We start from the raw sequence: 23966 nt of genomic DNA on the forward strand, positions 1-23966 counted from the left end.
CCCATCGGACCGGCCGGGCAACGAGAGCGCCCGCTCGTCGAGATCGACGAGCGGGCGAGGGTGTGCAGATGGGGAGTGGGCCTGCCTCAGGTGGCGAAGAGGCGGCGGCGGGGAGGGCGCGCGACGACCGAGGCGTGTTTGAGGGTGCCGGTGATCTCGATCCGGAGCCGGGGGCTGGTGGCGTCGCCGCCGCCGTTGGAGCGCTGCTTGACCTTGGAGAAGACGAGGGTGAGATCGTCGGTGTCGAGGGTGACGAGGCCCGGCGGGCTGATGATGAGCAGCTTGCCGTGCCGCAGGGCCGCGTCGATCAGAAGGGTGTCGGCCGTGATGACCGCTTCGGTGAAGTCGAGGACGACCGTGCAATGTTTCGGCCGCAACTCGATGTGCCGGGGGACCACCCAGCGCCCGGCCCGGGTGTACTTGCCGCCGCGCTGGTCGATGACCAGCACGTCCTTCGGCGTGGGCACGGCCGACGCGAAGCTCGGCAGGTCGGTGGTCAGCTCAGCCAGCTCGGCGAGCGTCCGGGCCGAGAGCGCGGATTCCAGCCGGGCTTCGAGCTCCTCGGGGGTGAGCCGGCCGTCTGCGGCGGCGACCTGCAGCGTTTCTACGGTGCGGTCCCGGTCCTGATGGGATGCCCGTAGCGCGGGCAGGTCTCTCGACATGGGTCCACGCTAACCCAGTGCGGGCGGCCCGGAACAGGGAGCTGAGCGGAGGCGGTCAGCACCGAGTGTGCTGACCGCCGGGCGTGCGTGGAGTTCAGGCTCGGACGAGATGGTCGAACTCGCCGGCCTTGGCGCCGAGGAGGAAGGCGCGGAGTTTGGGGACGGTGGTGGTGACGATGACGTCGGGGTCGTCGGACTCGCGGAAGTGACGGAGGCTGTCGACCCCAGTCGCTAGTTCAAGACATGTGCTGCCGCCGTCTGCGTCGCTGAAGGATGACTTCTGCCAGGCAAGGTCGGACATCGGGCGCCTTTCACGTTTGAAGCTGGTAGATGAGGTGCTGAAGGAGTCCCCACGAGTCACGAGAGGAATCACGCCTGGGCTTCGACGCATCCACGGCCGGTAATGAGAGATCGCAGGCCTCGCGAAACTTCTGGTGGTAGGCCACTACATCTGATGGATCCCCAAGGTGAATAGCGCGCTTGGGCCCATCCAGGATGATGGTCGACAGCGCGGTGCACCCGGGGTCGCAGATCAGGAAGGCGCCTGTGTAGGGGACCTTCTTGGGGGCGTCGAATGGAATGATCTCGATCGTGACATTGGGTAGCTCCGCCATATCGACGAGGTGAAGAAGCTGCTCGTGCATGACCGACTTGCCGGCGAACCGCATCTGAAGAGCTGCTTCGTGGATGACGAATCGAAACTGACGCCTACTGTCGGTCAGGACGCGCTGCCGCTGTAGACGGAACTGGACGGCGGTCGCCGTGTCCCAACGGCCATCTTGGTAAGCATCCTTGTAGATAGCTTCGATATAGCCCGGGACCTGCAAGCTGCCGGGGATATGGAGCGTATCGAACACTGAGAAGGTCTGTGCCCTGTCCTCCGCCTCGGCCAGATCCAGCGCGAGTGTCGGAACTTTGCCCTCGAACTCGCTCCACCAGCCCTTGCCGCTGCTCCGCCCCATCTCGGTAAGACCCGCGCGGTATACCGGGTCCGTGCAGCCATAGGCGTCGAGCCAGACTTCGAGGCGTTCGGGGTTGAGAGTGATCCGACCAGCCTCGGTGTGGCTCACTGCCGGAACCTTCATACCGACCAGTGCCCCGGCGTCGGCAGACGACAGCCCGGCGGCTGTCCGCAGGTGCTGCAGCTCCTCGCCGAATCGGCGCTGCCGTTGGCTGATTGGTCCCTTGTATCCCACGATCGTCCTTCCCTGTCGGCGCAGTCTCGCGCACAACCCCTCCGGGATGCCACCAACGAGTGATGGCTGGTACGAGTCTCCTGGATCTGCTTGCAACCTTGCCAGACAGACCCCTACTCTCAGTGTTGCACTGATCACATGACGGAGCGTCAGTCCGGTTCATGGCGACGTTTCCGCCGATTCCCCTCCTCTCCTCCTGGGGTCTCCCATGCGTGCTTCCAACCCTCCCGACTGGACCGCCGCCCGCACCGAGCTGTGCGACCTCCTCACCACCGCCGGCTGGCCGCCCCCCACCATCTCCGACGCCGAACTCGCCCTCCACGAACTCTTCTTCAACGCGTGGAAGCACGCCGGGAGCCTCGCGCCCCTCGTCGTGCTGTCCCTCCTCAACCGCAGGCTCCGGGTCTCGGTCTGCGACGACAGCCAGACCCTCCCGCCCGAGCCGTGCGTCCCCGCCGACCCCCTCGCCCTCTCCGGCCGGGGCCTCCACCTCGTCCGTTCCCTCACCCACCGCTTCGGCACTGACCTGCGTAAGCAGGGCAAATCCGTCTGGTTCGAACTGCAGTTGGACGCCGCCTGATGCCTCTTCCCCGCCGCTACCCGATGCTGCCGACCGACCCCCGGATCCGGTACTACACCGACGACCACATCCGCACGCTCCTCGCCGAAGTCGACGAGCGCGGCCGCAGGTTCGGCCTCATCTTCCCCTCCGCGACCACCGACCGCACCATCGACGGCCGCATCCTCGTCCGCTTCAACACGGCCCCCGCCTCCACCCTCCTCAACCTCCTCTCCCTCCTCCTCGCCGCCGACCGAGACCGCGACGACCCGTGCGCTTTCTGATCGCGGCCGCCTTCGCCGTCCTCCTCGCCCTGGCGATCGCCACCGTCGTCCTGGGCGTCATCACCGCACTCAACGTTGCAAAGCCCGACGAGGAGGACCCCTGACATGTCCGACCCCGCCCCGGAGCCCGACTTCGGCCCCAACCCCCTGGCCAACGCCCTCGCCGCGACCCACTACGCCGTCGCCGCCGCCTTCAACACCCTCGCCCCCGGCGCCGCCCAGCCCGTCCCCGACGACTTCGACTGGCGCGAACTCGAAGCCTTCATCTTCCACTTGGGCTTCGCCGCCGACGACTCCGACGCCGCTCTCAACCTCTACCGCCTGCTCACCGCCGTCCAGCGCATCGCCTACCGCGAGGCCGCCGGTCGCAACGCCGCCGGGCACCCCGCCCGCCTCAACCCCCACCTCAACCCCAGCCCGAGCCCTCGCTCGTCCTCGACCGCGTTCACCCGTGGGAGTGGTGCCGGGTGAATGCCACCGACCGCGCCCCGCGCGGCCCCTAGCGTGGGCAGCGCCAAGCGCCAGCCACCCCAGGGGAGGGGACCCGACGTGTCCGACGTCGCCGAATACCTGCTGCTCTACGTCGAGGGCGACGCGGTCGTGGCGCACGACGCCGACCTGCGCCCGCACACGTTCCCCCTCCCGCCCGGCGAGCTGGGCGCCACCATTGCCCGGGCCGACGCGGCCGGCGGTGCGCAACTCCTGTTGACCGTCAGCTCGTCCGTGGTCATCTCCTGCCGCAAGATCTGACGGATCGTCAATCTCCGGGCGTGTTCCGCGCCGACCGCCGTCCGTGTCTGGTTGGCTACCCGGATGCGAGGCGACAGGCGCCTCCAAGTCAAAGGAACACCGGCATGACGACAGAGCGCACCAACCCGGCGGCCCGGCTCGGGTTCGAGCCCGGGCAGGTCGTCCAGGAGATCGGCTACGACGAGGACGTCGACCAGGATCTCCGCGAGGGCATCGAGGTGCTGATCGGCCAGGACCTCGTCGACGAGGACTACGACGACGTGGCCGACACCGTCCTGCTCTGGTTCCGCGAGGACGACGGCGACCTCACCGACGCCCTGGTCGACGCCATCGGCCTCCTCGAAGAGGGCGGCATGATCTGGCTGCTCACCCCGAAGCCGGGCCGGGGCGGCTACATCGAGCCCAGCGACGTCAACGAGGCCGCCCAGACCGCCGGCCTCGCCTCGACCAAGGCCATCAGCGCCGCTGCGGACTGGACCGGCATCCGCCTCATCGCCCCCAAGCGCTGACACCCCCGGAGCAGGAAGTCGGCCCCGCCGACTTCCTGCTCCACGCCCTTCGCCTCACCGCTGCGGCAGCTCGCACCCGTCCGGCCCGCAGACCTCGCCGCTGCCCTCACCGCCGGCGCCGCAGACCAGCAGGGGCACCGCCACCCGGCTCTCCCAGGCCTGCTCCAGTGCCGCCGTGAACGTCTCGGCGGGCTGGGCGCCCGAGACCCCGAGCCGCCGGTCGAACACGAAGAACGGGACCCCGGTGGCGCCCATCGCGCCCGCCGTCGCCTCGTCCTCGCGCACCGCCTCCGCGTAGGCGTCCGGATCGGCCAGCACCGCCGCCGCGGCCTCGCCGTCCAGCCCCGCCTCGACGGCCAGTTCCACCAGTCGCCCTTCCGCGAACGCGGATCGCGCGTCGGCGAAGTTGGCCCGGTACAGCGCGTCCAGCAGCTGCCCCTGCCGCCCGTGGTCCTTGGCGAAGTGCAGCAGGCGGTGCATGTCGAAGGAGTTCGCCGCGTCGCGCCCCTCGCGGAGGTACGCCAGCCCCTCCCCGTGCGCGTTGTCCGCGATCCGCGCCTCCGCCGCTTCGGCCTGGTCCAGGCTGAGCCCGTACTTGGCGGCGATCAGCGGGACGACCGGCCGCGCCTCGGCCGGCGAGTGGGGGTCGAGTTCGAAGGAGCGGTGGACGACCTCCACGTCTCCGCGGTGGGGGAACCGCTCCAGGGCCTGCTCGAACCGGGCCTTGCCGATGTAGCACCACGGGCAGTTGATGTCGGTCCAGATCTCCACGCGCACGGCGTCGCTCCCGTCTCCAGCCGTGCGGGGCCTTCCCGCACCCGGCTCCGTGGTCAACGCCGACGACCACCTGAATATTTCTCGTGATGAAATATTCAGGTGCCCGACGGGACCGGCCTCACCGCAGCCGCGCCGTCGCGAGGTGGATCCTGAACCCGTACGGGAGGTGCCCGTCCGCCGAGCCCGACGCCGCCCGGGCCTCCGTGAGGAACGCCTCGTGCAGGACGGCGCAGGCTCCTCGTCGAGCGCTGGGATGCGCCGGTCTGCGGGGGGCCGTGAGCAGGAAGTCGGCCCGGTCGACTTCCCACGCACGGGGCCGCCGGTCAGCAGGAGATGTTGCCGCCGCCGACGTCGGTGCCGAGGACGCCGACGAACTTCTTGTAGAGGTTGATGCGGTCGTTGCGCTCGTCCGGGTTCTTGCCGTTGCACTCCAGGTCGCCGTTGATGCTGCGGATGGTCTCGCCGAAGCCCTTGCCGTTGACGATGGCGTCGTGCGCGGTCATCGTCCCGGCGCCCTTCTGGGTGTTCCAGAACCAGAGGCCGGTCTTCCAGGAGACGGCCGGGTCCTTCTCGGCCAGGTAGGGGTTGTTCAGCAGGTCGATGTGCAGGGCGTCGCCCGCGGCCTTGTAGTTGAAGTTCCAGCTGATCTGGAGCGGGCCGCGCCCGTAGTAGGCGCTCTTGCCGGCGGGACAGCCGTAGGGCTGCGAGGCGTCGCAGTAGTGGCTGTAGTTGGCGGTGTTCTGCTCGACGACGTACTTCAGGCCGCCGGTCTCGTGGCTGACGTTGGCGAGGAACGCCGCGGCCTCGCGCTTGCGGGTGGCGTCGTTGCCGGTGGTGGTGAACCCGGGGTAGGCGCTGAGGGCGTCGGTCAGGCCGCGGTAGGTGTAGAAGGAGTTCCGGCTCGGGAACATCTGGTTGAACTGGGCCTCGCTGACCACGAACGAGGCGGCGGCCGCTGGTGTGGCGTGCCCGGTGAGGGCGGTGGTGCCCAGGGCGACGGTGCTCAGGACGGCGGCCGAGGCGGCCATGGACAGGGTGCGGGAGAGCTTCATCGTCACTTCTCGCTTGTCGTCGGGGTGGGGGTGCTCCGGTGGGTGCTCCAGTGAGTGCTCCGGTGGGTGCACCGGGGGGTGCTTCGGGAGCGAAGCGTCGGGAACATCGTGGTGCGCCGATTCCGGGAAAAGGCGCCGACCAGCACCCAAACCACTCGTTCGGGGTGTATCCGACCTAGAGGTGAGCGCGATTCAGGCCAATTCCAGCTCGTCCGACACACCGGCAGATTGATCATCCGGTCATCAGATACGCGGGATAGCCTCGTCCGCGCACAAGGCAGACACCGCGAGCGGGGGGACGACCACATGGGGCACGCCGACGACGAGGGCGACGAGCGGCTGGCGGCGGAGGGCGAGGTGGCGGTGGCCCGGCTGGCCATCGACTCCGGAGACCTCCCGCACGCCGCCGACCACCTGGCCGACGCGATCCTCGCCGACCCCCAGCTGCCCGAACTGTACGAGGCGCTGGCCGAGTTGTGCGCCGCCGCCGGAGGACCGGCCGCCGCCCGCGACCTGTTCCCGCTGGACGGCCAGGTCTACCTGGGCACCGTCGCCTGCCGGGCCCACGTCGAGGCCGCCGCCGGGGACTGGGACACCGCCGTCGGCCTGCTCGCCTCCGCGATCCAGTACGAGCCCGCGAGACCCTGGGCGCACACCGCCTGGCTCGCCCGCGAGGACCTGCCCGCCCTCGTCGACCCGGACGCCGTCGCCCAGGCGGTGGCCCGGGCCGCCGGCGGACTGCCCGACCCGCTGCCCGCCGAACTCGCCGAAGCCGTCCAGCCGTTCGAGGACTTCGTCCAGTCCGTGGTGGCCCGCCACGGCGACCACGCCTTGCTGCTCGCGATGGCCTCCGGCCTCACCCGCCGCCTCGGCGCCACCGACCGCGCCGTCGAACTCGCCGAACTGGCCCACCTGCTGGCCCCCGGCTACCTGCCGTCCGTGATGCTCGGCAACGCCCTGCGCGCGCACGGCCGGCCGGAACGGGCGCTCGCCGTCTGGGAGGCCGAACTGGCCCGGGTCGAACCGGAGCGGGACAACTCCAGCAGCTACCTCGCCGTCGACGTCGCCGAGTTGTACGGCGCCCTCGGCCGCCCCGCCGACGGCCTGCCCTGGCTGGACCGCGTGCTCGCCACCGAACCCGACCACCCCAAGGCGGCCCCCGCCCGGTACGGCCTGCGGCACGCCGCCGACGGCGACCCCGCCCACCTGCTCGCCCTGGCCGACCACCACCGCGCCCACCCGGACCACGAGTACGCCCAGGACCTGCTGGAACGGCTCAGCCACCGGGAACCCTGGCTCGGCATGGTCTCCGGCGCCACCGAGGCGACCGTCAACGTGCTGCACCAGCTGCTCGCCGCCCCCGGCACCACCCGCGACAGCGAGATCGAGTGCAGCGCCTCCGCCGTGGAACCGCCCAGCTCCCTGCTGGCCGTCCGCCTCGCCCTGCCGCGCGCCACCGTCGACTACCGGTCCGTCGCCGAGCCCGACCCCCGGCTCCCGCTGGCCGAACCGGCCACCCGGATCTGGGCCTGGGACGGGACCGACCCGCGCCCGGCCGTCGCCCCGCCCGCACCGGACAGCGCCGAACTCGTCCGGGCCACCGCCGAGATCGTCTGGGCGACGGTCCCCGCCGCCTACGACCACGCCGTCCGGCTGGCCGGACTGCCGCTCGACGACCTGCTCGGCGCGCTCGTCCACCCGCCGATGCCCCGGGAGGACGACCTCGGCCGGGCCCTGCTCGCCCACCAGCCCGAACTGTGGGTGCGGGCCGTCCAGGTCTTCGCCTGCCTCGGCATCGCCCACCACCGCACCGACCAGCCGTGGGAGGACTCCGACCGCCGCCGCGTGCTGGTCGACCTGCTGCTCGGGCCCGAGGACTGGGTGGTCGAGGCGGCCGGCTTCGCCCTCGTCGCGATCGGCTGGACGCACCCCGAGACCCGCGCCGACATCGCCGACCGGCTCCGGCAGCGGCTGCACTACAGCGCCCGGGCCCGCCGCACCCGCGTGGTGACCGTCCTGCGCTCGCTCGCCGCGCTGGCGCTCACCGCGCCCTGGCTGCCCCGGGCCGACCTCGACCTGGCCCGGCGGCTGATCGAGCGGGCCGAGGCCCAGGAGGCCAGGGAAGCCCGGGAAGCCGGGGAAGCCCAGCAGGCCGAGGTGGTGCCCCGGGAGCAACCGGAACCCCGCCCCGGCCTCCTGCGCCGCCTCTTCCGGCGCGCCTGACGGGCGCTACAGCAGAGGTCGGCGGGCGATGCCCGTCACCCGACGCCCGTCACCCGATGCCCGGCAGCGGATCCTGGTCGACGTCGAAGCGCGCGACCCGCTCCGCCGGATCGCGGCACTCCGGGCCGAGCCGCAGGATCCGCGACTCCGGGTCGTGCAGCGGGCGATGGCAGCGGCGGCAGGTGACGCGGGGCCGGATGGCCTCGGGAGTGTCGGTGCCCGGGATCGGGTCCGGGCCGCCAGCGGTCGAGCCGCCGCCACTCGGGCCGTTGCTGGTCGGGCCGTTGCTGGTCGGGACGCTGGTCATGGGGAGACGGTAGCCCGGCCTCGGGGAACACCGGTACAGCGGTTGGCGCCGAGCTTGATCATGGTCGGCTAGGGACCTCTCTTTCGGATCTTGTCGAATCAGCGCGGCATCGGGCGGCCGGGAAGACCGGAGTGAGCAGGCCTGAACGTCTGCGTAGAACGGGAGAGGAGCCGGCGTCGACTGGCTGATCGGCTTCTGGACACGGGGTCAGCCGTGGTACTCAAAGTCCTCGATGCAGAAGCAGGCCGCGCTGACCGAGGTGTCCCCTGCCCGCTCCGCCCGTGCCCACACCTGAGAGTCGCCCGGGCTGATGTCCCCGCCGCAACCCATGCGCAGGTCCAGGCCGCGGTCCTGGATGTAGCGGATGATGTCCGCCTCGACGGCGGAGGGCTTGCGGCCGATCAGTTCGATGCCGTAGAGGGACACTAGGGGGCCGCTGCGCCCGTGGACGCTCACCCGGGCCAGCACGGAACCCCTGCCCGCCTGCGACGCGTAGAAGTAGTGCGCGCTCGCCCCAGCCCGGGCGTAGTACTCCTTGCTCACGTGCCACTCCTCGGGAGTGCCCTGGTCCTCCCAAGGGCTGCCCACCGGGAAGGGGTGGTGGCCCCAGCTCTCGGCCGGCACCTCGCCGTCCAGGGCGGCCGACACCTGCTGCGGACTCATCCCGAAGCGCAGCGGACCGACTCCCTCCAGCGGGGTGCAGTACCACCGCTGTCGGTCCCCCTGCTTCCTGTTCCTCAGGCTGGCTGCGCCGCAACCGGGACCGCGGCCTGCTCCGCTTCCGGCACTGGCCGTCCCGGACCCGCCGCCCTCGGTGCCGCGCTCGACGGGCTCTTCAGCAGCAGGGCGCAGGCCAGCGCGGCCAGCAGGGCGAGGCCGGCGGAGACCAGCAGGCACAGCCGCATGCCGTCCAGGAAGGAGTTGCTCAGCGCGGTCAGGGCCTGTCCCGTGGCGGGGCCGAGGTCGAGTCCGGCGACGGCGCCCAGGCCGTGTTCGCGGGCGGAGTCCAGGACACGCGCGCCGGTCTGGGCCGGGACGCCGGCGTTCGCGAGCTGTGCGGGCAGGGCGTTCAGGGCACGGGTGGTGAGCAGCGCCCCGAGGACGGCGGGGCCGAGCGCGGCGCCGACCTGGCGGATCGCGTTGTTGCCGGCCGCGGCCATCCCGGCCAGGTGGAAGGGAACGGCGGAGACTGCGGAGGCGGTCATCGGGGTGAGCACCGCGCCCATGCCGAGTCCGAGCAGCACCAGTCGCCAGGTCAGCGCCGCGTAGGAGGTGTGGGCGTCGACGCCGGTCATGGCGAACATCGCGGCGGCGACCAGCGCCAGCCCGGAGGTGATCAGCACCCTCGGCGGGATCCGGTGCATCAGCCGTCCGACAGGGAGGCCGGCCACCAGCGAGGTGCCGGACACCAGCACCATCCGCAGTGCCGCCTGCATGGTGCTCAGGTGCTGGACCAGGCCGAAGTACAGGCTGAGCACGAAGAAGAAGCCGATCAGGCCGAGGAAGCTGACCACGGCCACCAGTGCGGTGGCGGTGAACGCGGGGCTGCGGAACAGCGCCAGGTCCAGCATCGGGCTGGTACTGCGGAGTTCCACCAGGACGAAGGCTCCGGCGGCGACCGCGCCGAGCGTCAGCGCGGTGATCACAGCGGGTTCGTCGAAGCCGTCCGCGCCGCCCTCGATGACGCCGTAGACCAGTGCGGTGACGGCGGTGGCGGCGGTGATCTGGCCGGGCCAGTCGAGCCGGCGGCCGTGCGGGGCGCGCGAGTCGGGCAGCCGGAACGCGGCGACGGCCAGCAGGGCCACGGAGAGCGGTATCGGCAGCAGGAAGATCCAGCGCCAGGTGGTGTGCTCCAGCAGGGCGCCGCCGATCAGCGGGCCGACGGCGAGCGGGGCCGTCAGGCTCATCGCCCAGAAGCCGATGAACTTGCCCCGCTCACGGTGGTCGGGCACGGCATGGCTGATCAGTGTGAGTGTGGTGGGCAGCAGAGCGGCGGCGCCGATGCCGGAGACCGCCTGCCCGACCCACAGTGCCTGCACCGAGCTGGACAGCAGCGAGATCGCGGCGCCCAGCGCACAGAAGACCATGCCGGTCTGGAAGACCTTCTTGCGGCCGTGGACATCGCCCCAGACGCCGGTGGTCAGGATCAGCGCGGCCATCGGCAGCACGAACGCGTCCGACACCCAGGACAGTTCGGAGGTCGACGTGCCCAGCGCGCGCTGGATCGCCGGCAGGCTCACCGACACGGTGGTGACGGGCAGGTAGGCGACGAAGACACCCAGGCAGGCCATGACGAGCGTGGCGGCCCGTCCGGCCCTGAGGTCCGGCGTCGTTGTGGAGTTCACGGGGTCGTTCCTTCGGCTGCTGCGGGGGAGGCCCCGCATTCTCGGAGCGCCGCCGGGAGCGTGCGCCCGCTCCCGGGGGCGACGGCCGATGGCAGCCGCCCGTGGAGCCGCCGATCAGCTTCTCCCCGAAGCACCCGAAACCCGCAGTCGATCCCAAGAAGCCTCCCGGAACCTCCGCCTGGGCGCCTGGCGATGGGACCATTCCTCCATGGCTGATGATCTGGACCGCAAAATCATCCACGGTTTGCAGTGCGCGCCCCGGGTCTCGTTCCGGCGGCTCGGGGAGGTCATCGGCGTGTCCGAACAGACTGTGGCGCGCCGCTACGCCGCCCTGCGGCGGGACGGCCTGCTGCGCGTCGTCGGACTGGGCAACCTGAACGCCGACGGCCAGGCGGAGTGGATCGCCCGGCTGCGCTGCCGACCTGATGCGGTGGCACCGCTGGCCCAGTCACTGGCCCGCCGGTCCGAGGTGGCGTACGTCGGCATCGCCTCCGGCGGCTCGGAGATCATCTGCATCATCCGGTCCCCCGCCGGAACCGACCATGACGACCTGCTGCTGCGCCAGCTGCCGCGAGCGGGCGCGGTCCTGGACGTGAACGTCGACCTGGTCGTGCGTATCTACGGCGGTCCCGGAACCGCGCCCTGGACCGACCCCGACGCCTCGCTCACCCCCGAACAGGTGCGGCGGCTGACCTCCGGCCACCCCACCCCGGCAGTGGCCTCGTCGACGCCCCTGGGTGAACAGGACCTGCCGCTGCTGCGCGCGCTCGCCGAGGACGGCCGGGCCACCCATACCCACCTGGCCAAGGTCACCGGCTGGTCCAAGCCCCGGGTCGCCCGTCGCCTGGAGGCACTGGAGGCAGCAGGCTCGCTCACGTACGACGTCGACACCCTGGCCGAGCGCCTCGGCTACCGGCTCAACGCCACCCTGTGGCTGCAGGTCGACCTACCGCGGCTGCACCAGGTCGGCGAGGAGGTCGGCGGCCACCACGAGTGCGCGTTCGTCGCCGCGATCAGCGGACGCCACAACCTGATGGCCGTGGTCGCCTGCCGGGACACCCCCGACTTCTACCGTTACCTCACCGGCCGCCTGGCCCACGTCGAGGGCATCCGCGGCTACGAGATCAGCGTCCGGGTGAACCGGCTCAAGCAGTCCGCCTCGCTCATCCACCACGGGCGGCTGATCCACCCGGCGCTCGTATGACGCCGGCACCGGGCTGCCGAACCGCCGAGCGACCGCCCCCGTCGCTCCGTCGAGCTGTCGGCGGGGCCGTGAAAAGATCCCCCCATGGCCACGGACCGCAGCAGCGCAGGAGATCCGGCGCGCACCCTCGCCCTGCTCTGGGGGCTGACCGCCGAGGAGAAGCCCGGCCGGCGCGGCCCGCGGCAGGCCCGGTCGACCGGCGAGATCGCCGCCGTGGCCATCGCCCTGGCCGACGCCGAGGGCGTGGACGCCGTCACCATGCGCCGGGTGGCGCAGGAGCTGGGGCTGTCCCCGATGGCGCTGTACACCTACGTCCCCGGCAAGGCCGAACTGCTCGACCTGATGCTGGACACCGTCTACGCGACGACGCCGCGCAGCACCCCCGCCGACGACGGCTGGCGGGCCAGGGTGACCGCCGTCGCCGACGACAACCGGGCGCTGCACCGAGCCCACCCGTGGGTCTCGGCGGTCTCCACCAGCCGCCCGCCGCTCGGCCCGGGCCTGATGGCCAAGTACGAGTACGAGCTGCGCGCCTTCGAGGGCACCGGCCTGCCCGACGTCGAACTGGACGCGGCGCTCACCCACCTGCTGGGCTTCGTCCAGACCTGCGCCCGGATGGCCGCCGACGAGCGCGCCGCCCGGCAGGACAGCGCGATGACCGACGCGCAGTGGTGGGCCGCCAACGCCGAGCTGCTCGCCAAGGTCTTCGACGCCGAGCGCTACCCGGTCGCGGCCCGGGTGGGCGCCGCCGCCGGCGAGGCCCACGGCGGCGCGTACGACCCGGACCACGCGTACGCCTTCGGCCTGGCCCGCGTGCTGGACGGGCTGGCGGCCCTGATCAGCGAACGCTAGGCCGGGCGTCGTACTCCGCGCGGGCGGCCTCGACGGCGGGGACCCGCTGCTCGGACCAGTGCGCGAGGGCGGCGACCAGTTCGGCGGCCTCCCGGCCGAGCGGGGTGAGGCTGTAGTCGACCCGGGGCGGGATCACCGGGTGGGCCTCGCGGTGCACGAAGCCGTCGCGTTCCAGCGTCTGCAGGGTCTGCGCGAGCATCTTCTCGCTGACGCCGGAGACCCGTCGGCGCAGTTCGCTGAAGCGGTAGCCGCGCTCGCGCAGCGCGCCGAGCACGAGGACGCCCCAGCGGCTGGTGACGTGCTCCAGCACGCCCCGGGACGGGCACATGCGGTCGAACACGTCCGCCGGCGGCAGCTCGCGCACCGGGACGGCCGGGCGGCCTTCCTCCAGGGTCTTCATGACTGTCCTGCCATTACCTTCATGTCAGTACCGTACTTTGAAGTGCGTACTTTCGAAAGGTTAGTGCAGTCCCTAGGGTGAGTTTCGAGGCAGGAACCCCGTCGAGGCAGAAACCCACCCAAGGAGCATCCCCATGTACGTCGTCACCGGTGCCACCGGCCAGCTCGGCCGTCTCGTCGTCGAGGGCCTGCTGGCCGCGGTCCCTGCGAGCGAGGTGGCGGTCGCCGTCCGCTCCGCCGGGAAGGCGGCCGACCTGGCCGCGCGCGGGGTGGCCGTCCGCGTGGTCGACTACGACGACCCGGCGTCCCTGGCCGGCGCCTTCGCGGCCGGTGACCGGGTGCTGCTGATCTCGGGCAGCGAGGTCGGCCGCCGGATCCCGCAGCACCGCGCGGTGGTCGACGCGGCCCGTGCGGCCGGTGTCGCGCTGTTCGCCTACACGAGCGCGCCGGGCGCGGCGACCTTCCGGCTGGCCGACGAGCACAAGGCGACGGAGGAGCTGATCCGCGCATCCGGCCTGCCGTCCGTCCTGCTGCGCAACGGCTGGTACACCGAGAACTACCTGGGCGACGCGGCCGGCACGGTGGCGCGCGGCGTGGTGCTCGGCAGCGCCGGGGACGGCCGGGTGGCCACCGCCCCGCGCAAGGACTACGCGGACGCGGCGGTCGCCGTGCTCCTCGGCGAGGGCCACGAGGGCCGGGTGTACGAGCTGAGCGGCGACGCCGCGTGGAGCCTGGCGGAGCTGGCGGCCGAGCTGGCGCTGGTCTCCGGGCAGCCGGTCGCGCACCAGGACGTGGCACCGGCGGAGCACCTCGCGGCGTTGGTCGGCGCGGGCCTGCCGGAGGGCTTCGCCGAGGTGCTGGTGGACGTGGACGCGGGCATCGCCCGTGGCGAGCTGGCCGGCACCCCGGGCGACCTGGCCCGGCTGATCGGCCGCCCGACCGTCCCGCTGGCCGAGTCGGTGCGCGCCGCGCTCCGGGCCTGAGGCGCTCCAGGCCTGAGGCGCTCCGGGCCTCAGGTCCTCCCGCACTCCGGACCCGCCGTGGGCCCGCGTTTCCCGAGGTCAGCGATGTCATGACCAAAATGCGGAAACGGAGATGACAGCCTGCCCCTCCGCCCGCTACCGTCACCTCGACACACGCGCGCGGAGGGCAGGCGGCCATGCCAGAGACAACCCAGCAGGACAGCGGCCGAGGCCTCTGGTACGGCGTCGCGGCCTACGGCATCTGGGGCCTCTTCCCCCTGTTCTGGCCACTGCTGGAGCCCGGCGCCGCCGACGACATCCTGGCCAACCGGATGGTCTGGTCCCTGGTCGCCGTGGTGCTGCTGCTGATCGCCCAGCGGCACTGGAGCTGGATACGCCCGCTGCTGCGCCAGCCCCGCCGGCTCGCCATGCTGGCCGGCGCGGCCACGGTGATCTCGATCAACTGGGGCGTCTACATCTGGGGCGTCAACGCCGGGCACGTCGTCGAGACCAGCCTCGGCTACTTCATCAACCCGCTGGTCACCATCGGCTTCGGCGTCCTGGTGCTCAAGGAGCGGCTGCGGACGGCGCAGTGGGCGGCGGTCGGTGTCGGCGCGGCCGCCGTCGCGGTGCTCAGCGTCGCGTACGGGCGGCTGCCGTGGATCGCGCTCACCCTGGCGCTCTCCTTCGCCACGTACGGGCTGCTGAAGAAGAAGGTCGGGCTGAGCGGCCTGGAGAGCCTGGCGGCGGAGAGCGCCTTCATGTTCCCGTTCGCGCTCGGCTACCTGGTCTACCTGGAGGTCAGCGGGCGCGGCACCTTCGGCCACACGGTGGCCGGCTCGTACGGCTGGGGGCACTCCGGGCTGCTGCTGCTCAGCGGCGTGATCACGGCGATCCCGCTGCTGTTCTTCGGCGCGGCGGCCGTGCGGGTGCCGCTGACCGTGCTCGGGCTGCTCCAGTACCTGGCGCCGGTGTTCCAGTTCCTGATCGGCGTGGCGGTGTTCCACGAGTCGATGCCGCCCGCCCGCTGGGCCGGCTTCGGCCTGGTCTGGCTGGCGCTCGCGGTGCTCACCTGGGACGCGCTGCGCCAGGTACGGGCCGACCGCGCGGGGCGGGCCGCGGCTGTGCCGCAGCCCGCCCCCGCCGAGGCGGCGGTCAGGCGCTGATCCGCCCCTGCTGGTCCGCTCCCGCTGAGGCGGCGGTCAGACGCTGATGTCCCGGCTGGTGAAGCGGGACCAGGCCGTCGCGCCGAACACGGCGACGTAGGCGGCCTGGAGGCCGAGGTCCTTCCACACGCCGTCCCAGTACATCGGCTGGCGCAGGAGGTCCGCGAAGCTGAGCCAGTAATGGGTGAACAGGAACGGCCTGACGGCGTCCAGCTGCGGGAAGGCGTCCAGGATCTGCACGGTGACCACCAGCCCGACGGTCGCCGCCATCGCCGCGATGCCGCTGCCGGTGAGCGTGGAGACGAACAGCCCGATCGCCACCAGCCCGGCCAGCGAGGCCGCCACCACCCCGGCCACGAGCACCGCCCGCAGCAGCGCGTCGCCGAAGCCGATGGTGTCGCCGGAGATCAGCGTCACCTCGCCGAGCGGGAACAGCGCGGCGCCGGTGGCCAGGGCCGCCGCCGCGACCGCCACGGTGGCGGCCAGGCAGAACACCAACCCGGCGGTGAACTTGGCGGCCAGCAGCCGGGTGCGCCCGGCCGGCGCGACCAGCAGGTAGCGCAGCGTCCCGGTGGCCGCCTCGCCGGCGACCGAGTCCCCGGCGACCACGCCGACCGTCATCGGCAGGAACACCGGCAGCGCGACCGCGAGGGCGGTGAAGACCAGGAACAGGCCGTTCTGGGTGGTCTGCGCGATGAAGTTCACCCCGCCGCCGCCCTCGTGCGGGCTGCCCGTGTTGAGCTTGACGACCACGCCGATCAGGATCGGCAGCACCGCCAGGATCCCCAGCAGCACCTTGGTGCGCATCCGGCGGAAGGTCAGGTGCAGTTCGTTGCGGAACAGCGCCAGGAACCCGGCCGCCGTCTGCGGCCTCCGCCCGGTCCGGACCGGCACCGCCCCGGCCTGCGACATCCCGGCCTGCGACAGCTCAGCCTGCGACATCGAAGCCCTCCCCGGTCAGCGCCACGAAGGCGTCCTCCAACGTGCCCCGCTCCAGCCCGAACCCGTGCACCCGCACCCCGGCCTCGACCAGCGCCGCGCACAGCTTCGGCAGCGCCTCCTCGACCGGGGAGCCGAGCGAGCCGAGCGCGCCGAGCTCGCCGTCCACCCGCCCGTCGCCGGGCAGCAGGGAGCCGACCCGGTGGGCCGCCAGTACCTCCACGGCGTGCGCCACGTCCGGCGTGCGGACCACCAGTCGGCCCTGCGCGCGGGCGGCCAGTTCGGCGACGGTGCCCTGCACCACCAGCCGGCCCCGGGACATCACCGCCGCGTGCGTGCAGACCTGCTCGATCTCGTCCAGCAGGTGCGAGGAGAGGAACACCGTGGTCCCCTCCGCCGCGACCTCCCGCACCAGCGCCCGGATCTCGCGCATGCCCTGCGGATCCAGCCCGTTGGTGGGCTCGTCCAGCACCAGCAGCTCGCGCGGCTGGAGCAGCGCCGACGCCAGGCCGAGCCGCTGCTTCATGCCCAGCGAGTACGCGCGGGCCTTCTTGGCCGCCGCGGCGCTCAGCCCGACCCGTTCCAACGCCGTCTCGACGCGCAGGCGCCGGGTGCGCGGGTCGGCGGTCGGGTCGGCGGCGTCGAACCGGACCAGGTTGTCCCGCCCGGAGAGGAAGCCGTACAGCGCCGGGCCCTCGATCAGCGCGCCCACCCGGGGCAGCACGGAGGCGACGGACTGCGGCATCGGCTCGCCGAGGACGGTGGCGACGCCGGAGGTGGGGGCGATCAGGCCCATCAGCATCCGGATGGTGGTGGTCTTGCCGGAGCCGTTCGGGCCGAGGAAGCCGAAGACGGAGCCGCGCGGCACGCTCAGGTCCAGGCCGTCCACGGCGAGCTGGCCGCCCCGGAAGCGCTTGGTCAGACCGCGGGTCCTGATCACGTCGTCGGGCCGGGAGGAGCCGGGGGAACCGGGGGAGGAGGTGGAGGGGGAGGTGGAGGTGGAAGGCACGGGGCCCGGGCGCTGCTCGGCGCCCGGACCCCCGGCCGACTCCGTAACGTCCCCCGTTACGGGAGCCTTCGTCATCCGTCAGTTCACCCCGGCGGCGTGCTGGAGCACCGGCAGGGTCACCGCGCCGGCGAACACCCGGCCGTCGTCGGTGACCAGGACGTTCACCACCTTGGTGCTGATCAGCGTGCCGCCGCCGACCGGCTTGCCGAGCGACTTCACCAGCGCCTGCGGGTTCAGGGCCGCGCCCCGGCCGCCGTGCTTGCCGCCCTTGCCGCCGTCCTGCGGCGCGTCGACGGCGCCGCCGGGCAGCTGCGCCGAGACCACGGTCGTCCAGCCCTCGCCGATCACGTTCACGCCGCCGTGGTCCCGGCCCGAGGCGTCCTGACCGGCCTGGCCCCCGGGCGCGGAACCCTTGGGCGCGAAGCCCTGCGGCACCTCACCCTTGGCGCCCTCGTCCGCCTTGTGCTCCGTCACCTTGGCGCCCTTGGGCACGGTGAAGTCGAAGGTCTTGGCGGCCGGCTTGGCGAAGGACACGTCGGTGAAGTGGACGTCCAGCACGGTGGAACCGTCGACGCCCTTGACCACCACCGAGAGCGGCACCCCGTTGTCGGCGGCGACCGCGATCCGGACCTCGGCGACGGTCGAACCGGACTGCGCGGGCTTGACGCTCAGCTGGTACGCCTTCTGCCCGGCCACGTTGGCGGTGCCGGCCACGGTGACCGACGTGGTGCCCGCGCTCGCGGTCAGGAACTGCCGGGCGGCCTCCTGCGGGGTCGTCGGCACCCCGGTCAGCGGTGCCCCGGCGTGCTTGCCGGCGGTGTCGGGGTGCTGGGCGGGCGCCTGGCCGGTCAGGCGCACGGCGGTGTTGGTCGAACTGTCCCAGGCCCAGGCCTGGTCGCCGTTGTGGACGACGGTGTAGCCGGCCATGTCCTCCAGCAGGTCGACCCGCTGGCGGTCCGGGCCGTCCACCGCGACCCGCAGCGTCTGGTCGCCGCCGAGCAGGCCGAGCAGCTTGGCCTGCGGGTCGGCCGAAGAGGAGCCCTGGCCGCCGCCGCGCCCGGCCGCCGCGCCGAGCCCGCCGGCCGCGACGCCCAGCAGCTGGCTGGGCAGGCCGAGGTCGGTGGAGACGGACACCGTGCCGGAGAGGCTCTGCGCGTCGGAGCCGAGCACCTTGGCCACCAGCTGCTCCGGCGTCAGCGAGGGAAGTTCGGGCGGGGCGTCGGCGGCCAGTGCGGGCACCAGGCCGATCCCGGCGGCGATCACCGCGGCCACCGTCAGCGGCACCCCGGCCCGCACCAGCATGCGCCGCCGGGAGCGGTACGGCACGCCGCCGTCCACGTTGTCCCCCGCCGCCGTGTCATTGGTCATGGCGTCCTCAACTCCTCTACGAACACGAGCGATTGGCTGTGCCCTTCCATTAGAGGCCCGCACTCCGGCCCCGTCATCGCCCTGCGGGGCCAGTTCGGGGTCAACCTCGCGGGTACATCGACCCTGAGACGCCCTCAGGGTTGGCTACTCCGAACGTACGACACCTGGCGTAGGGTCGCGCCATGGACGGAACCGCCATGGACGCAAGCAACCCCCCGACCGCTAACGCGATGCGGCGCGCCCTGCGCCGAGCCCGGGACGGCGTCGCCCTGGACGTCACCGAGACCGCGGTGCTGCTCCAGGCCAGAGGCGAGGACCTGAACGACCTGTGTGCGAGCGCCGCCCGGGTCCGCGACGCGGGGCTGGCGGCGGCCGGGCGGCCCGGCGTCATCACCTACTCCAAGAGCGTCTTCATCCCGCTCACCCGGCTCTGCCGCGACAAGTGCCACTACTGCACCTTCGTCACCGTCCCCGGCAAGCTGCGCCGGGCCGGCCACGGGATGTTCATGTCCCCCGACGAGGTGCTGGACGTCGCCCGGCGCGGGACCGAACTCGGCTGCAAGGAAGCCCTGATCACCCTCGGCGACAAGCCCGAGGACCGCTGGCCCGAGGCCCGCGAGTGGCTCGACGCGCACGGGTACGACGACACCATCGCCTACGTGCGGGCGATGTCGATCCGCATCCTGGAGGAGACCGGCCTGCTCCCGCACCTCAACCCCGGGGTGCTCGGCTGGACGGACTTCCAGCGGCTCAAGCCCGTCTCCGCCTCCATGGGCATGATGCTGGAGACCACCGCCACCCGGCTGTGGAGCGAGCCCGGCGGCCCGCACTTCGGCTCGCCGGACAAGGAACCGGCCGTCCGGCTGCGGGTGCTGGAGGACGCCGGGCGCAGCTCCGTCCCGTTCACCAGCGGCCTGCTGATCGGCATCGGCGAGACGTACCAGGAGCGCGCGGAGTCGCTGTTCGCGCTGCGCAAGGTCTCCCGGGCCTACCACGGCGTCCAGGAGCTGATCCTGCAGAACTTCCGCGCCAAGCCGGACACGGCGATGCGCGGCATGCCCGACGCCGAACTGGACGAGCTGGTCGCCACCGTGGCGGTGGCCCGGCACGTGATGGGCCCGGCGGCCTGCCTGCAAGCGCCGCCGAACCTGGTGGACGGCGAGTACGGGCGGCTGATCGCGGCCGGCGTCGACGACTGGGGCGGCGTCTCCCCGCTCACTCCCGACCACGTCAACCCCGAACGCCCGTGGCCGCAGATCGAGCGGCTCGCCGAGCGCTCCGCGGCCGCCGGCTTCGAACTGCGCGAGCGTCTCGCCGTCTACCCCGAGTACGTCCGGCGCGGCGAGCCCTGGCTGGACCCGCGGGTGCTGCCGCACGTGCGCGCCCTCGCCGACCCGGAGACCGGGCTGGCGAACCCGGACGCGGTGGTCCGCGGCCTGCCCTGGCAGGAGCCCGAGGACCTGCCCGTCTCGTACGGGCGGACCGACCTGCACGCCACCATCGACACCGAGGGCCGCACCGGCGACCGCCGGGCCGACTTCGAGGACGTCTACGGCGACTGGGAGGTGCTGCGCGAGCAGGTGCTCGCCGAGGGCGCGCCCGAGCGGCTGGTCGGCGACCTGCGCGAGGCGCTGGCGGTGGCCGCCGACGACCCAACGCGGCTCACCGACGACCAGGCGCTGGCGCTGTTCCACGCGGACGGCCCGGCCCTGGACGCGCTCTGCCGGATCGCCGACGACGTCCGCCGGGACACCGTCGGGGAGGACGTCACCTACTGCGTCACCCGGAACATCAACTTCACCAACGTCTGCTACACCGGCTGCCGCTTCTGCGCGTTCGCCCAGCGCCGCACCGACGCCGACGCCTACACCCTGTCGCTGGAGCAGGTCGCCGACCGGGCCGCGCAGGCCTGGGAGGTGGGCGCCACCGAGGTCTGCATGCAGGGCGGCATCCACCCGGACCTGCCCGGCACCGCCTACTTCGACATCGCCCGCGCGGTGAAGGAGCGGGTGCCCGGCATCCACGTGCACGCCTTCTCGCCGATGGAGGTGGTCAACGGCGCGACCCGCACCGGGCTGTCCATCCGCGACTGGCTCCAGCGGGCCAAGGAGAACGGCCTGGACAGCATCCCGGGCACGGCGGCCGAGATCCTGGACGACGAGGTCCGCTGGGTGCTCACCAAGGGCAAGCTGCCAGCCGCCACCTGGGTCGAAGTGGTCACCACCGCGCACGAACTGGGCATCCGCTCCTCGTCCACCATGATGTACGGGCACGTGGACACCCCGAAGCACTGGCTCGGGCACCTGCGGCTGCTGGCCGAGATCCAGCAGCGTTCCCTGGAGACCAACGGCACGGGCGGCTTCACCGAGTTCGTGACCCTGCCGTTCATCCACACCAACGCGCCGGTCTACCTGGCCGGCATCGCCCGGCCCGGCCCGACCGCCCGGGACAACCGCGCGGTGGTCGCGATGGCCCGGCTGCTGCTGCACCCGCACATCCCCAACATCCAGACCAGCTGGGTCAAGCTGGGCGCGGAGGGCGCCGCCGAGATGCTCCGCTCGGGCGCCAACGACCTGGGCGGCACGCTGATGGAGGAGACCATCTCGCGGATGGCCGGCTCGGCGTACGGGAGTTACAAGTCGGTGCGCGACCTCCAGGCGATCGCCGAGGCGGCGGGCCGCCCGCACCGCCAGCGCACCACCACGTACGGCGAGGTGCCGGCCGAGCGCCGGGCCGCGGCGCTGGCCTCGGACGGGCACCTGCCGGAGCTGCTGCCGGTCCTGGACTGATCCCGCCACCGGCCTCCCGGTTCCGCCGGTCCCGGCCTGCTGGTTCCCCCGGCCCCGCTGCCGCCCGTACGGCGGCCGGGGCCGGGAAACCGGAGCACGAGGGACGCCCTTGATTCGCTCGGGTCTTCGAATACAGTGCCAGGGCGCGCGCCGCGGCCGTGCGTCGCGCAGCCCCCTGCCCCGAGGAAAGGCGCCCCGTCGTGATGCCACTGTGGTCACGCGCCCAGCAGCAGGACTTCCGCAGCCGGGTGCGGGGCTGTCTGCTCGGCGGTGCCATCGGCGACGCGCTCGGCGCCGGCGTCGAGTTCGAGCCGCTGGAGAAGATCCGGGCCCAGCACGGCCCGCAGGGCGTCACCGGCTACGTCCCCGCGTACGGGCGCACCGGCGCCGTCACCGACGACACCCAGCTCACCCTGTTCACCGTCGACGGCCTGATCCGCGCCCACATCCGGCGCGACACCGGCAGCTGGCATCCGCCCACCGACCTGCACCTGGCCTACCTGCGCTGGGCCGCCACCCAGCGCGACTGGGGCCCCGACGAGCGCCGCCCCGACCTCGGCTGGCTCGGCCGCGAGGAGTGGCTGTACGCCCAGCGCGCCCCCGGCCAGGGCTGCCTGTCCGGCCTGACCGGGGCCGACGCCGAGTTCCTCGGCACCGTGGAGCGGCCGAAGAACCCGCACTCCAAGGCCTGCGGCACGGTGGTGCGGGCGGCGCCGTTCGGCCTGCTCACCAGCTGGGAGCCGGGCCTGGTCTTCCAACTCGCGGTGGAGTGCGCGGTGCTCACCCACGGCCACCCCACCGGCTACCTCGCGGCGGGCGCGCTCGCGGTGATCGTCCAGAGCGTGGCCCGCGGCGGCACCCTGGAGGAGGGCGTCCACCTCGCCCTGGCGCTGCTCTCCGAGCGGCAGGCGCACGAGGAGACCACCGCCGCGCTGCGGGCCGCGCTGGACGCGGTCCGGGCCGGCGAGCCGTCCGCGGACCGGGTGGAGGCGCTGGGGGAGGGCTGGGTCGCCGAGGAGGCGCTGGCGATCGGGGTCTACTGCGCGCTGGTCGCGCACGACGTGCGCTCGGGCCTGCTGCTCGCCGTCAACCACTCCGGGGACAGCGACTCCACCGGCGCGGTCTGCGGGAGCCTGCTCGGGGTGCTGCACGGTGACACCGCGCTGCCGTCGGGGCTGGTGGCCGGGCTGGAGGGGCGAGGCGCCATCCTCGAACTCGCCGACGACTTCGTGCTGGAGCTGATGCACGGCACCGAACTGCACGATCCGCGCACCCCGGAGGGGCTGACCTGGTCCGAGCGGTACCCGGTGGTGCGCTGAACGGGGCGGACGGGGCGGACAGGACGGACGGGGCGGACAGGACAGATGGGGCGGGAAGTTCGGGCGGGAACGACGTTTGCCCGTAGCGTCGGCCGCCGGCGAGGGCGACGGCCACTGCTACGGGCAAACGGGCCGAGCTCGGATTCGCACCGGGGGCGCGGGGCCGGGTCGGTGGCCGCCGCCGCAGGGTCAGCGGCGGCCGAACACCCCGGTGGCCGCAGCGCTCGCGAACGCGGTCCAGGCCTCGGCGGAGAAGCGCAGCTGCGGCCCCTGAGGGTCCTTGGAGTCCCGTACCGCCACCGCCCCCGTGGCCGGCGTGGCGATCTCCACACAGGCGCCGTTGCCGCCGCTGTGGCTGCTCTTCCGCCAGCGGGTTCCGTGCTCGGAGGTGGTGCTCATCAGTGGTATCCCTCTTCAATCTCAGCTATCAGTGCCCGGCTCTCCGCCACGCCGAGTGCCGCCGCCCGCAGGTAGTCGTACAGACCGGTATAGCGGCGGACGTCCGCGTCCTTCTCCAGGTAGAGATCGCTCGTCACCCCTTCGAAGTAGACAACCGTGGAATCGGCTGACTCGGGGAACTCCAGCAGGGAGAATGTCCCGGTCATACCGGGGTGGGCCCCGGCCGAGAACGGGATCACCTGGATGGTGATGTTCGGGTGCTGGCTCAGCTCCATCATGTGCTTGAGCTGCTCGGCCATCACCTCGCGGCTGCCGACCTCGCGGCGCAGCACCGCCTCGTCTATGACGGTCCACAGGCTGCCGAGCTGGTTCTCGCCCTGGATGCGGTCCTGGCGCTTCATCCGGACCTGCACCCGGCGCTGCACGGCGAGCGCGTCGGTGTCCGGCTGGGTTCCCTCCACGACGGCCTGCGCGTACTGCTCGGTCTGCAACAGGCCCGGGACGAAGGAGGATTCGTACGCGCGGATCGAGGAGGCCTCGGCCTCCAGCCCGATGTAGACGCTGTACGGGGTCGGCATGTCGTTGAAGTCGTGCCACCAGCCGCGCTGGCGGGACTCCTTGGCCATCTCCATGAGGCTGGCGCGCATCTGCTCGTCGTTCACGAGATAGACGTCGCAGAGGTCGCGCACGTCGCGCTGGCTGATGCTGCGGCGGCCGTTCTCCAGTCGGCTGATCTTCGACTGGGAGACCATCAGCCGGCCCGCCACCTCCTCCGCCGTCATCCCGAGGCCCTCGCGGAGTTTGCGCAGCTCCGAGCCCAGGCGCCGACGGCGCACGGTGGGATTGATGCTCGTCGACACATCGACCTCCGGCCGGACCTCTGGTGATCGTTGGAA

General features: G+C 72.5%; 26 protein-coding genes. 12 read left to right on the forward strand and 14 right to left on the reverse strand.

The window, feature by feature from the left end:
* Positions 1 to 86: 86 nt before the first annotated feature.
* The 3 genes from AC07AL_RS21205 to AC07AL_RS21215 form a co-directional block, all read right to left on the reverse strand.
* Positions 87 to 662 (reverse strand): DUF1707 SHOCT-like domain-containing protein, encoded by a 576-nt coding sequence (locus tag AC07AL_RS21205; protein ID WP_363630113.1) that lies wholly within the window; start codon positions 660 to 662, stop codon positions 87 to 89.
* Positions 663 to 756: 94 nt separating this feature from the next.
* The gene (locus AC07AL_RS21210; RefSeq protein WP_363585391.1) at positions 757 to 963 is read right to left on the reverse strand and encodes a DUF397 domain-containing protein; all 207 of its coding nucleotides are present in this window, start codon (positions 961 to 963) and stop codon (positions 757 to 759) included.
* Positions 964 to 973: 10 nt separating this feature from the next.
* Positions 974 to 1858: a helix-turn-helix domain-containing protein gene (locus AC07AL_RS21215; protein ID WP_363585390.1), complete on the reverse strand. Its 885-nt coding sequence runs from the start codon at positions 1856 to 1858 to the stop codon at positions 974 to 976.
* Positions 1859 to 2066: 208 nt separating this feature from the next.
* Here AC07AL_RS21215 and AC07AL_RS21220 point away from each other — a divergent pair, with 208 nt between their 5' ends.
* The 5 genes from AC07AL_RS21220 to AC07AL_RS21240 all read left to right on the forward strand — a co-directional run bounded on the left by AC07AL_RS21220 (position 2067) and on the right by AC07AL_RS21240 (position 3960).
* Positions 2067 to 2438, forward strand: coding sequence for an ATP-binding protein (locus tag AC07AL_RS21220; RefSeq protein WP_363585389.1), 372 nt, complete (start codon positions 2067 to 2069; stop codon positions 2436 to 2438).
* The gene (locus tag AC07AL_RS21225; RefSeq protein ID WP_363585388.1) at positions 2438 to 2701 is read left to right on the forward strand and encodes a hypothetical protein; all 264 of its coding nucleotides are present in this window, start codon (positions 2438 to 2440) and stop codon (positions 2699 to 2701) included. The genes AC07AL_RS21220 and AC07AL_RS21225 overlap by 1 nt, the downstream gene beginning before the upstream one ends.
* A gap of 105 nt (positions 2702 to 2806) precedes the next feature.
* The gene (locus AC07AL_RS21230; protein WP_363585387.1) at positions 2807 to 3172 is read left to right on the forward strand and encodes a hypothetical protein; all 366 of its coding nucleotides are present in this window, start codon (positions 2807 to 2809) and stop codon (positions 3170 to 3172) included.
* Between the two features lie 78 nt (positions 3173 to 3250).
* Complete coding sequence (locus AC07AL_RS21235) at positions 3251 to 3451, forward strand: hypothetical protein (protein ID WP_363585386.1); 201 nt, start codon at positions 3251 to 3253, stop codon at positions 3449 to 3451.
* A 104-nt stretch (positions 3452 to 3555) separates the two neighbouring features.
* Positions 3556 to 3960: a DUF3052 domain-containing protein gene (locus AC07AL_RS21240; protein ID WP_363585385.1), complete on the forward strand. Its 405-nt coding sequence runs from the start codon at positions 3556 to 3558 to the stop codon at positions 3958 to 3960.
* A 54-nt stretch (positions 3961 to 4014) separates the two neighbouring features.
* Here AC07AL_RS21240 and AC07AL_RS21245 read toward each other — a convergent pair whose 3' ends face one another.
* Together AC07AL_RS21245 and AC07AL_RS21250 are read right to left on the reverse strand one after the other, a co-directional pair.
* Positions 4015 to 4737 (reverse strand): DsbA family oxidoreductase, encoded by a 723-nt coding sequence (locus AC07AL_RS21245; protein WP_478317942.1) that lies wholly within the window; start codon positions 4735 to 4737, stop codon positions 4015 to 4017.
* A gap of 323 nt (positions 4738 to 5060) precedes the next feature.
* Positions 5061 to 5789, reverse strand: a complete 729-nt coding sequence (locus AC07AL_RS21250; protein ID WP_363585383.1) for a chitinase — start codon at positions 5787 to 5789, stop codon at positions 5061 to 5063.
* Positions 5790 to 6095: 306 nt separating this feature from the next.
* Here AC07AL_RS21250 and AC07AL_RS21255 point away from each other — a divergent pair, with 306 nt between their 5' ends.
* Entirely contained in the window at positions 6096 to 8012 is a 1917-nt protein-coding gene (locus AC07AL_RS21255) for a hypothetical protein (protein ID WP_478317943.1), read from the forward strand.
* 49 nt (positions 8013 to 8061) lie between these two features.
* On the opposite strand, the gene AC07AL_RS21260 is transcribed toward AC07AL_RS21255, so the two are convergent.
* The 3 genes from AC07AL_RS21260 to AC07AL_RS21270 form a co-directional block, all read right to left on the reverse strand.
* Positions 8062 to 8319, reverse strand: coding sequence for a DUF6011 domain-containing protein (locus AC07AL_RS21260; RefSeq protein ID WP_363630119.1), 258 nt, complete (start codon positions 8317 to 8319; stop codon positions 8062 to 8064).
* Positions 8320 to 8526: 207 nt separating this feature from the next.
* Positions 8527 to 8982, reverse strand: coding sequence for a hypothetical protein (locus AC07AL_RS21265; protein ID WP_363630121.1), 456 nt, complete (start codon positions 8980 to 8982; stop codon positions 8527 to 8529).
* Between the two features lie 74 nt (positions 8983 to 9056).
* The gene (locus tag AC07AL_RS21270) at positions 9057 to 10610 is read right to left on the reverse strand and encodes an MFS transporter (RefSeq protein WP_363585409.1); all 1554 of its coding nucleotides are present in this window, start codon (positions 10608 to 10610) and stop codon (positions 9057 to 9059) included.
* 262 nt (positions 10611 to 10872) lie between these two features.
* On the opposite strand from AC07AL_RS21270, the gene AC07AL_RS21275 reads away from it, so the two are divergent.
* Together AC07AL_RS21275 and AC07AL_RS21280 are read left to right on the forward strand one after the other, a co-directional pair.
* The gene (locus AC07AL_RS21275; protein WP_363585379.1) at positions 10873 to 11868 is read left to right on the forward strand and encodes an Lrp/AsnC family transcriptional regulator; all 996 of its coding nucleotides are present in this window, start codon (positions 10873 to 10875) and stop codon (positions 11866 to 11868) included.
* An 84-nt stretch (positions 11869 to 11952) separates the two neighbouring features.
* On the forward strand, positions 11953 to 12720 hold the full coding sequence (locus tag AC07AL_RS21280; RefSeq protein ID WP_363585378.1) for a TetR/AcrR family transcriptional regulator: 768 nt from the start codon (positions 11953 to 11955) through the stop codon (positions 12718 to 12720).
* On the opposite strand, the gene AC07AL_RS21285 is transcribed toward AC07AL_RS21280, so the two are convergent.
* Positions 12707 to 13048, reverse strand: a complete 342-nt coding sequence (locus AC07AL_RS21285) for a winged helix-turn-helix transcriptional regulator (protein ID WP_350877776.1) — start codon at positions 13046 to 13048, stop codon at positions 12707 to 12709. The two genes, AC07AL_RS21280 and AC07AL_RS21285, sit on opposite strands and share 14 nt — an antisense overlap.
* A gap of 205 nt (positions 13049 to 13253) precedes the next feature.
* On the opposite strand from AC07AL_RS21285, the gene AC07AL_RS21290 reads away from it, so the two are divergent.
* The gene (locus AC07AL_RS21290) at positions 13254 to 14102 is read left to right on the forward strand and encodes an SDR family oxidoreductase (RefSeq protein WP_363630123.1); all 849 of its coding nucleotides are present in this window, start codon (positions 13254 to 13256) and stop codon (positions 14100 to 14102) included.
* Positions 14103 to 14278: 176 nt separating this feature from the next.
* Positions 14279 to 15247, forward strand: coding sequence for an EamA family transporter RarD (rarD, locus tag AC07AL_RS21295; RefSeq protein WP_363585376.1), 969 nt, complete (start codon positions 14279 to 14281; stop codon positions 15245 to 15247).
* A gap of 36 nt (positions 15248 to 15283) precedes the next feature.
* Here rarD and AC07AL_RS21300 read toward each other — a convergent pair whose 3' ends face one another.
* From AC07AL_RS21300 to AC07AL_RS21310, 3 genes are read right to left on the reverse strand one after another with little or no spacing between them, the layout of a single operon-like run.
* Positions 15284 to 16189, reverse strand: a complete 906-nt coding sequence (locus tag AC07AL_RS21300) for an ABC transporter permease (RefSeq protein WP_363585375.1) — start codon at positions 16187 to 16189, stop codon at positions 15284 to 15286.
* Positions 16176 to 17270 carry an ABC transporter ATP-binding protein gene (locus tag AC07AL_RS21305; RefSeq protein ID WP_400809734.1) on the reverse strand — a complete coding sequence of 365 codons (1095 nt, stop codon included), beginning with the start codon at positions 17268 to 17270 and terminating at the stop codon, positions 16176 to 16178. The genes AC07AL_RS21300 and AC07AL_RS21305 overlap by 14 nt, the downstream gene beginning before the upstream one ends.
* A 3-nt stretch (positions 17271 to 17273) precedes the next feature.
* The gene (locus AC07AL_RS21310; protein WP_363585373.1) at positions 17274 to 18563 is read right to left on the reverse strand and encodes a LolA family protein; all 1290 of its coding nucleotides are present in this window, start codon (positions 18561 to 18563) and stop codon (positions 17274 to 17276) included.
* A 182-nt stretch (positions 18564 to 18745) separates the two neighbouring features.
* Here AC07AL_RS21310 and AC07AL_RS21315 point away from each other — a divergent pair, with 182 nt between their 5' ends.
* The gene (locus AC07AL_RS21315) at positions 18746 to 21352 is read left to right on the forward strand and encodes a bifunctional FO biosynthesis protein CofGH (protein ID WP_478317944.1); all 2607 of its coding nucleotides are present in this window, start codon (positions 18746 to 18748) and stop codon (positions 21350 to 21352) included.
* 203 nt (positions 21353 to 21555) lie between these two features.
* Complete coding sequence (locus AC07AL_RS21320; protein ID WP_350877669.1) at positions 21556 to 22671, forward strand: ADP-ribosylglycohydrolase family protein; 1116 nt, start codon at positions 21556 to 21558, stop codon at positions 22669 to 22671.
* A 189-nt stretch (positions 22672 to 22860) separates the two neighbouring features.
* Here AC07AL_RS21320 and AC07AL_RS21325 read toward each other — a convergent pair whose 3' ends face one another.
* Positions 22861 to 23070, reverse strand: coding sequence for a DUF397 domain-containing protein (locus AC07AL_RS21325; RefSeq protein ID WP_363585371.1), 210 nt, complete (start codon positions 23068 to 23070; stop codon positions 22861 to 22863).
* The gene (locus AC07AL_RS21330; protein ID WP_350877673.1) at positions 23070 to 23930 is read right to left on the reverse strand and encodes a helix-turn-helix domain-containing protein; all 861 of its coding nucleotides are present in this window, start codon (positions 23928 to 23930) and stop codon (positions 23070 to 23072) included. The genes AC07AL_RS21325 and AC07AL_RS21330 overlap by 1 nt, the downstream gene beginning before the upstream one ends.
* Positions 23931 to 23966 lie beyond the last annotated feature (36 nt).

The organism is Kitasatospora sp. NPDC043949 (assembly GCF_056435365.1).

What these genes read in the sequence shown, in the direction of transcription:
- AC07AL_RS21205 (WP_363630113.1), bottom strand. Translation starts at nt 662, where the DNA reads ATGTCGAGAGACCTGCCCGCGCTACGGGCATCCCATCAGGACCGGGAC.
- AC07AL_RS21290 (WP_363630123.1), top strand. Translation starts at nt 13,254, where the DNA reads ATGTACGTCGTCACCGGTGCCACCGGCCAGCTCGGCCGTCTCGTCGTC.
- AC07AL_RS21315 (WP_478317944.1), top strand. Translation starts at nt 18,746, where the DNA reads ATGGACGGAACCGCCATGGACGCAAGCAACCCCCCGACCGCTAACGCG.
- AC07AL_RS21325 (WP_363585371.1), bottom strand. Translation starts at nt 23,070, where the DNA reads ATGAGCACCACCTCCGAGCACGGAACCCGCTGGCGGAAGAGCAGCCAC.
- AC07AL_RS21250 (WP_363585383.1), bottom strand. Translation starts at nt 5,789, where the DNA reads ATGAAGCTCTCCCGCACCCTGTCCATGGCCGCCTCGGCCGCCGTCCTG.
- AC07AL_RS21225 (WP_363585388.1), top strand. Translation starts at nt 2,438, where the DNA reads ATGCCTCTTCCCCGCCGCTACCCGATGCTGCCGACCGACCCCCGGATC.
- AC07AL_RS21260 (WP_363630119.1), bottom strand. Translation starts at nt 8,319, where the DNA reads ATGACCAGCGTCCCGACCAGCAACGGCCCGACCAGCAACGGCCCGAGT.
- AC07AL_RS21265 (WP_363630121.1), bottom strand. Translation starts at nt 8,982, where the DNA reads ATGAGTCCGCAGCAGGTGTCGGCCGCCCTGGACGGCGAGGTGCCGGCC.
- AC07AL_RS21280 (WP_363585378.1), top strand. Translation starts at nt 11,953, where the DNA reads ATGGCCACGGACCGCAGCAGCGCAGGAGATCCGGCGCGCACCCTCGCC.
- AC07AL_RS21270 (WP_363585409.1), bottom strand. Translation starts at nt 10,610, where the DNA reads ATGGCCTGCCTGGGTGTCTTCGTCGCCTACCTGCCCGTCACCACCGTG.
- AC07AL_RS21320 (WP_350877669.1), top strand. Translation starts at nt 21,556, where the DNA reads ATGCCACTGTGGTCACGCGCCCAGCAGCAGGACTTCCGCAGCCGGGTG.
- AC07AL_RS21220 (WP_363585389.1), top strand. Translation starts at nt 2,067, where the DNA reads ATGCGTGCTTCCAACCCTCCCGACTGGACCGCCGCCCGCACCGAGCTG.
- AC07AL_RS21285 (WP_350877776.1), bottom strand. Translation starts at nt 13,048, where the DNA reads ATGTGCCCGTCCCGGGGCGTGCTGGAGCACGTCACCAGCCGCTGGGGC.
- AC07AL_RS21255 (WP_478317943.1), top strand. Translation starts at nt 6,096, where the DNA reads ATGGGGCACGCCGACGACGAGGGCGACGAGCGGCTGGCGGCGGAGGGC.
- AC07AL_RS21240 (WP_363585385.1), top strand. Translation starts at nt 3,556, where the DNA reads ATGACGACAGAGCGCACCAACCCGGCGGCCCGGCTCGGGTTCGAGCCC.
- AC07AL_RS21300 (WP_363585375.1), bottom strand. Translation starts at nt 16,189, where the DNA reads ATGTCGCAGGCTGAGCTGTCGCAGGCCGGGATGTCGCAGGCCGGGGCG.
- AC07AL_RS21310 (WP_363585373.1), bottom strand. Translation starts at nt 18,563, where the DNA reads ATGACCAATGACACGGCGGCGGGGGACAACGTGGACGGCGGCGTGCCG.
- rarD (WP_363585376.1), top strand. Translation starts at nt 14,279, where the DNA reads ATGCCAGAGACAACCCAGCAGGACAGCGGCCGAGGCCTCTGGTACGGC.
- AC07AL_RS21275 (WP_363585379.1), top strand. Translation starts at nt 10,873, where the DNA reads ATGGCTGATGATCTGGACCGCAAAATCATCCACGGTTTGCAGTGCGCG.
- AC07AL_RS21230 (WP_363585387.1), top strand. Translation starts at nt 2,807, where the DNA reads ATGTCCGACCCCGCCCCGGAGCCCGACTTCGGCCCCAACCCCCTGGCC.
- AC07AL_RS21305 (WP_400809734.1), bottom strand. Translation starts at nt 17,270, where the DNA reads ATGACGAAGGCTCCCGTAACGGGGGACGTTACGGAGTCGGCCGGGGGT.
- AC07AL_RS21210 (WP_363585391.1), bottom strand. Translation starts at nt 963, where the DNA reads ATGTCCGACCTTGCCTGGCAGAAGTCATCCTTCAGCGACGCAGACGGC.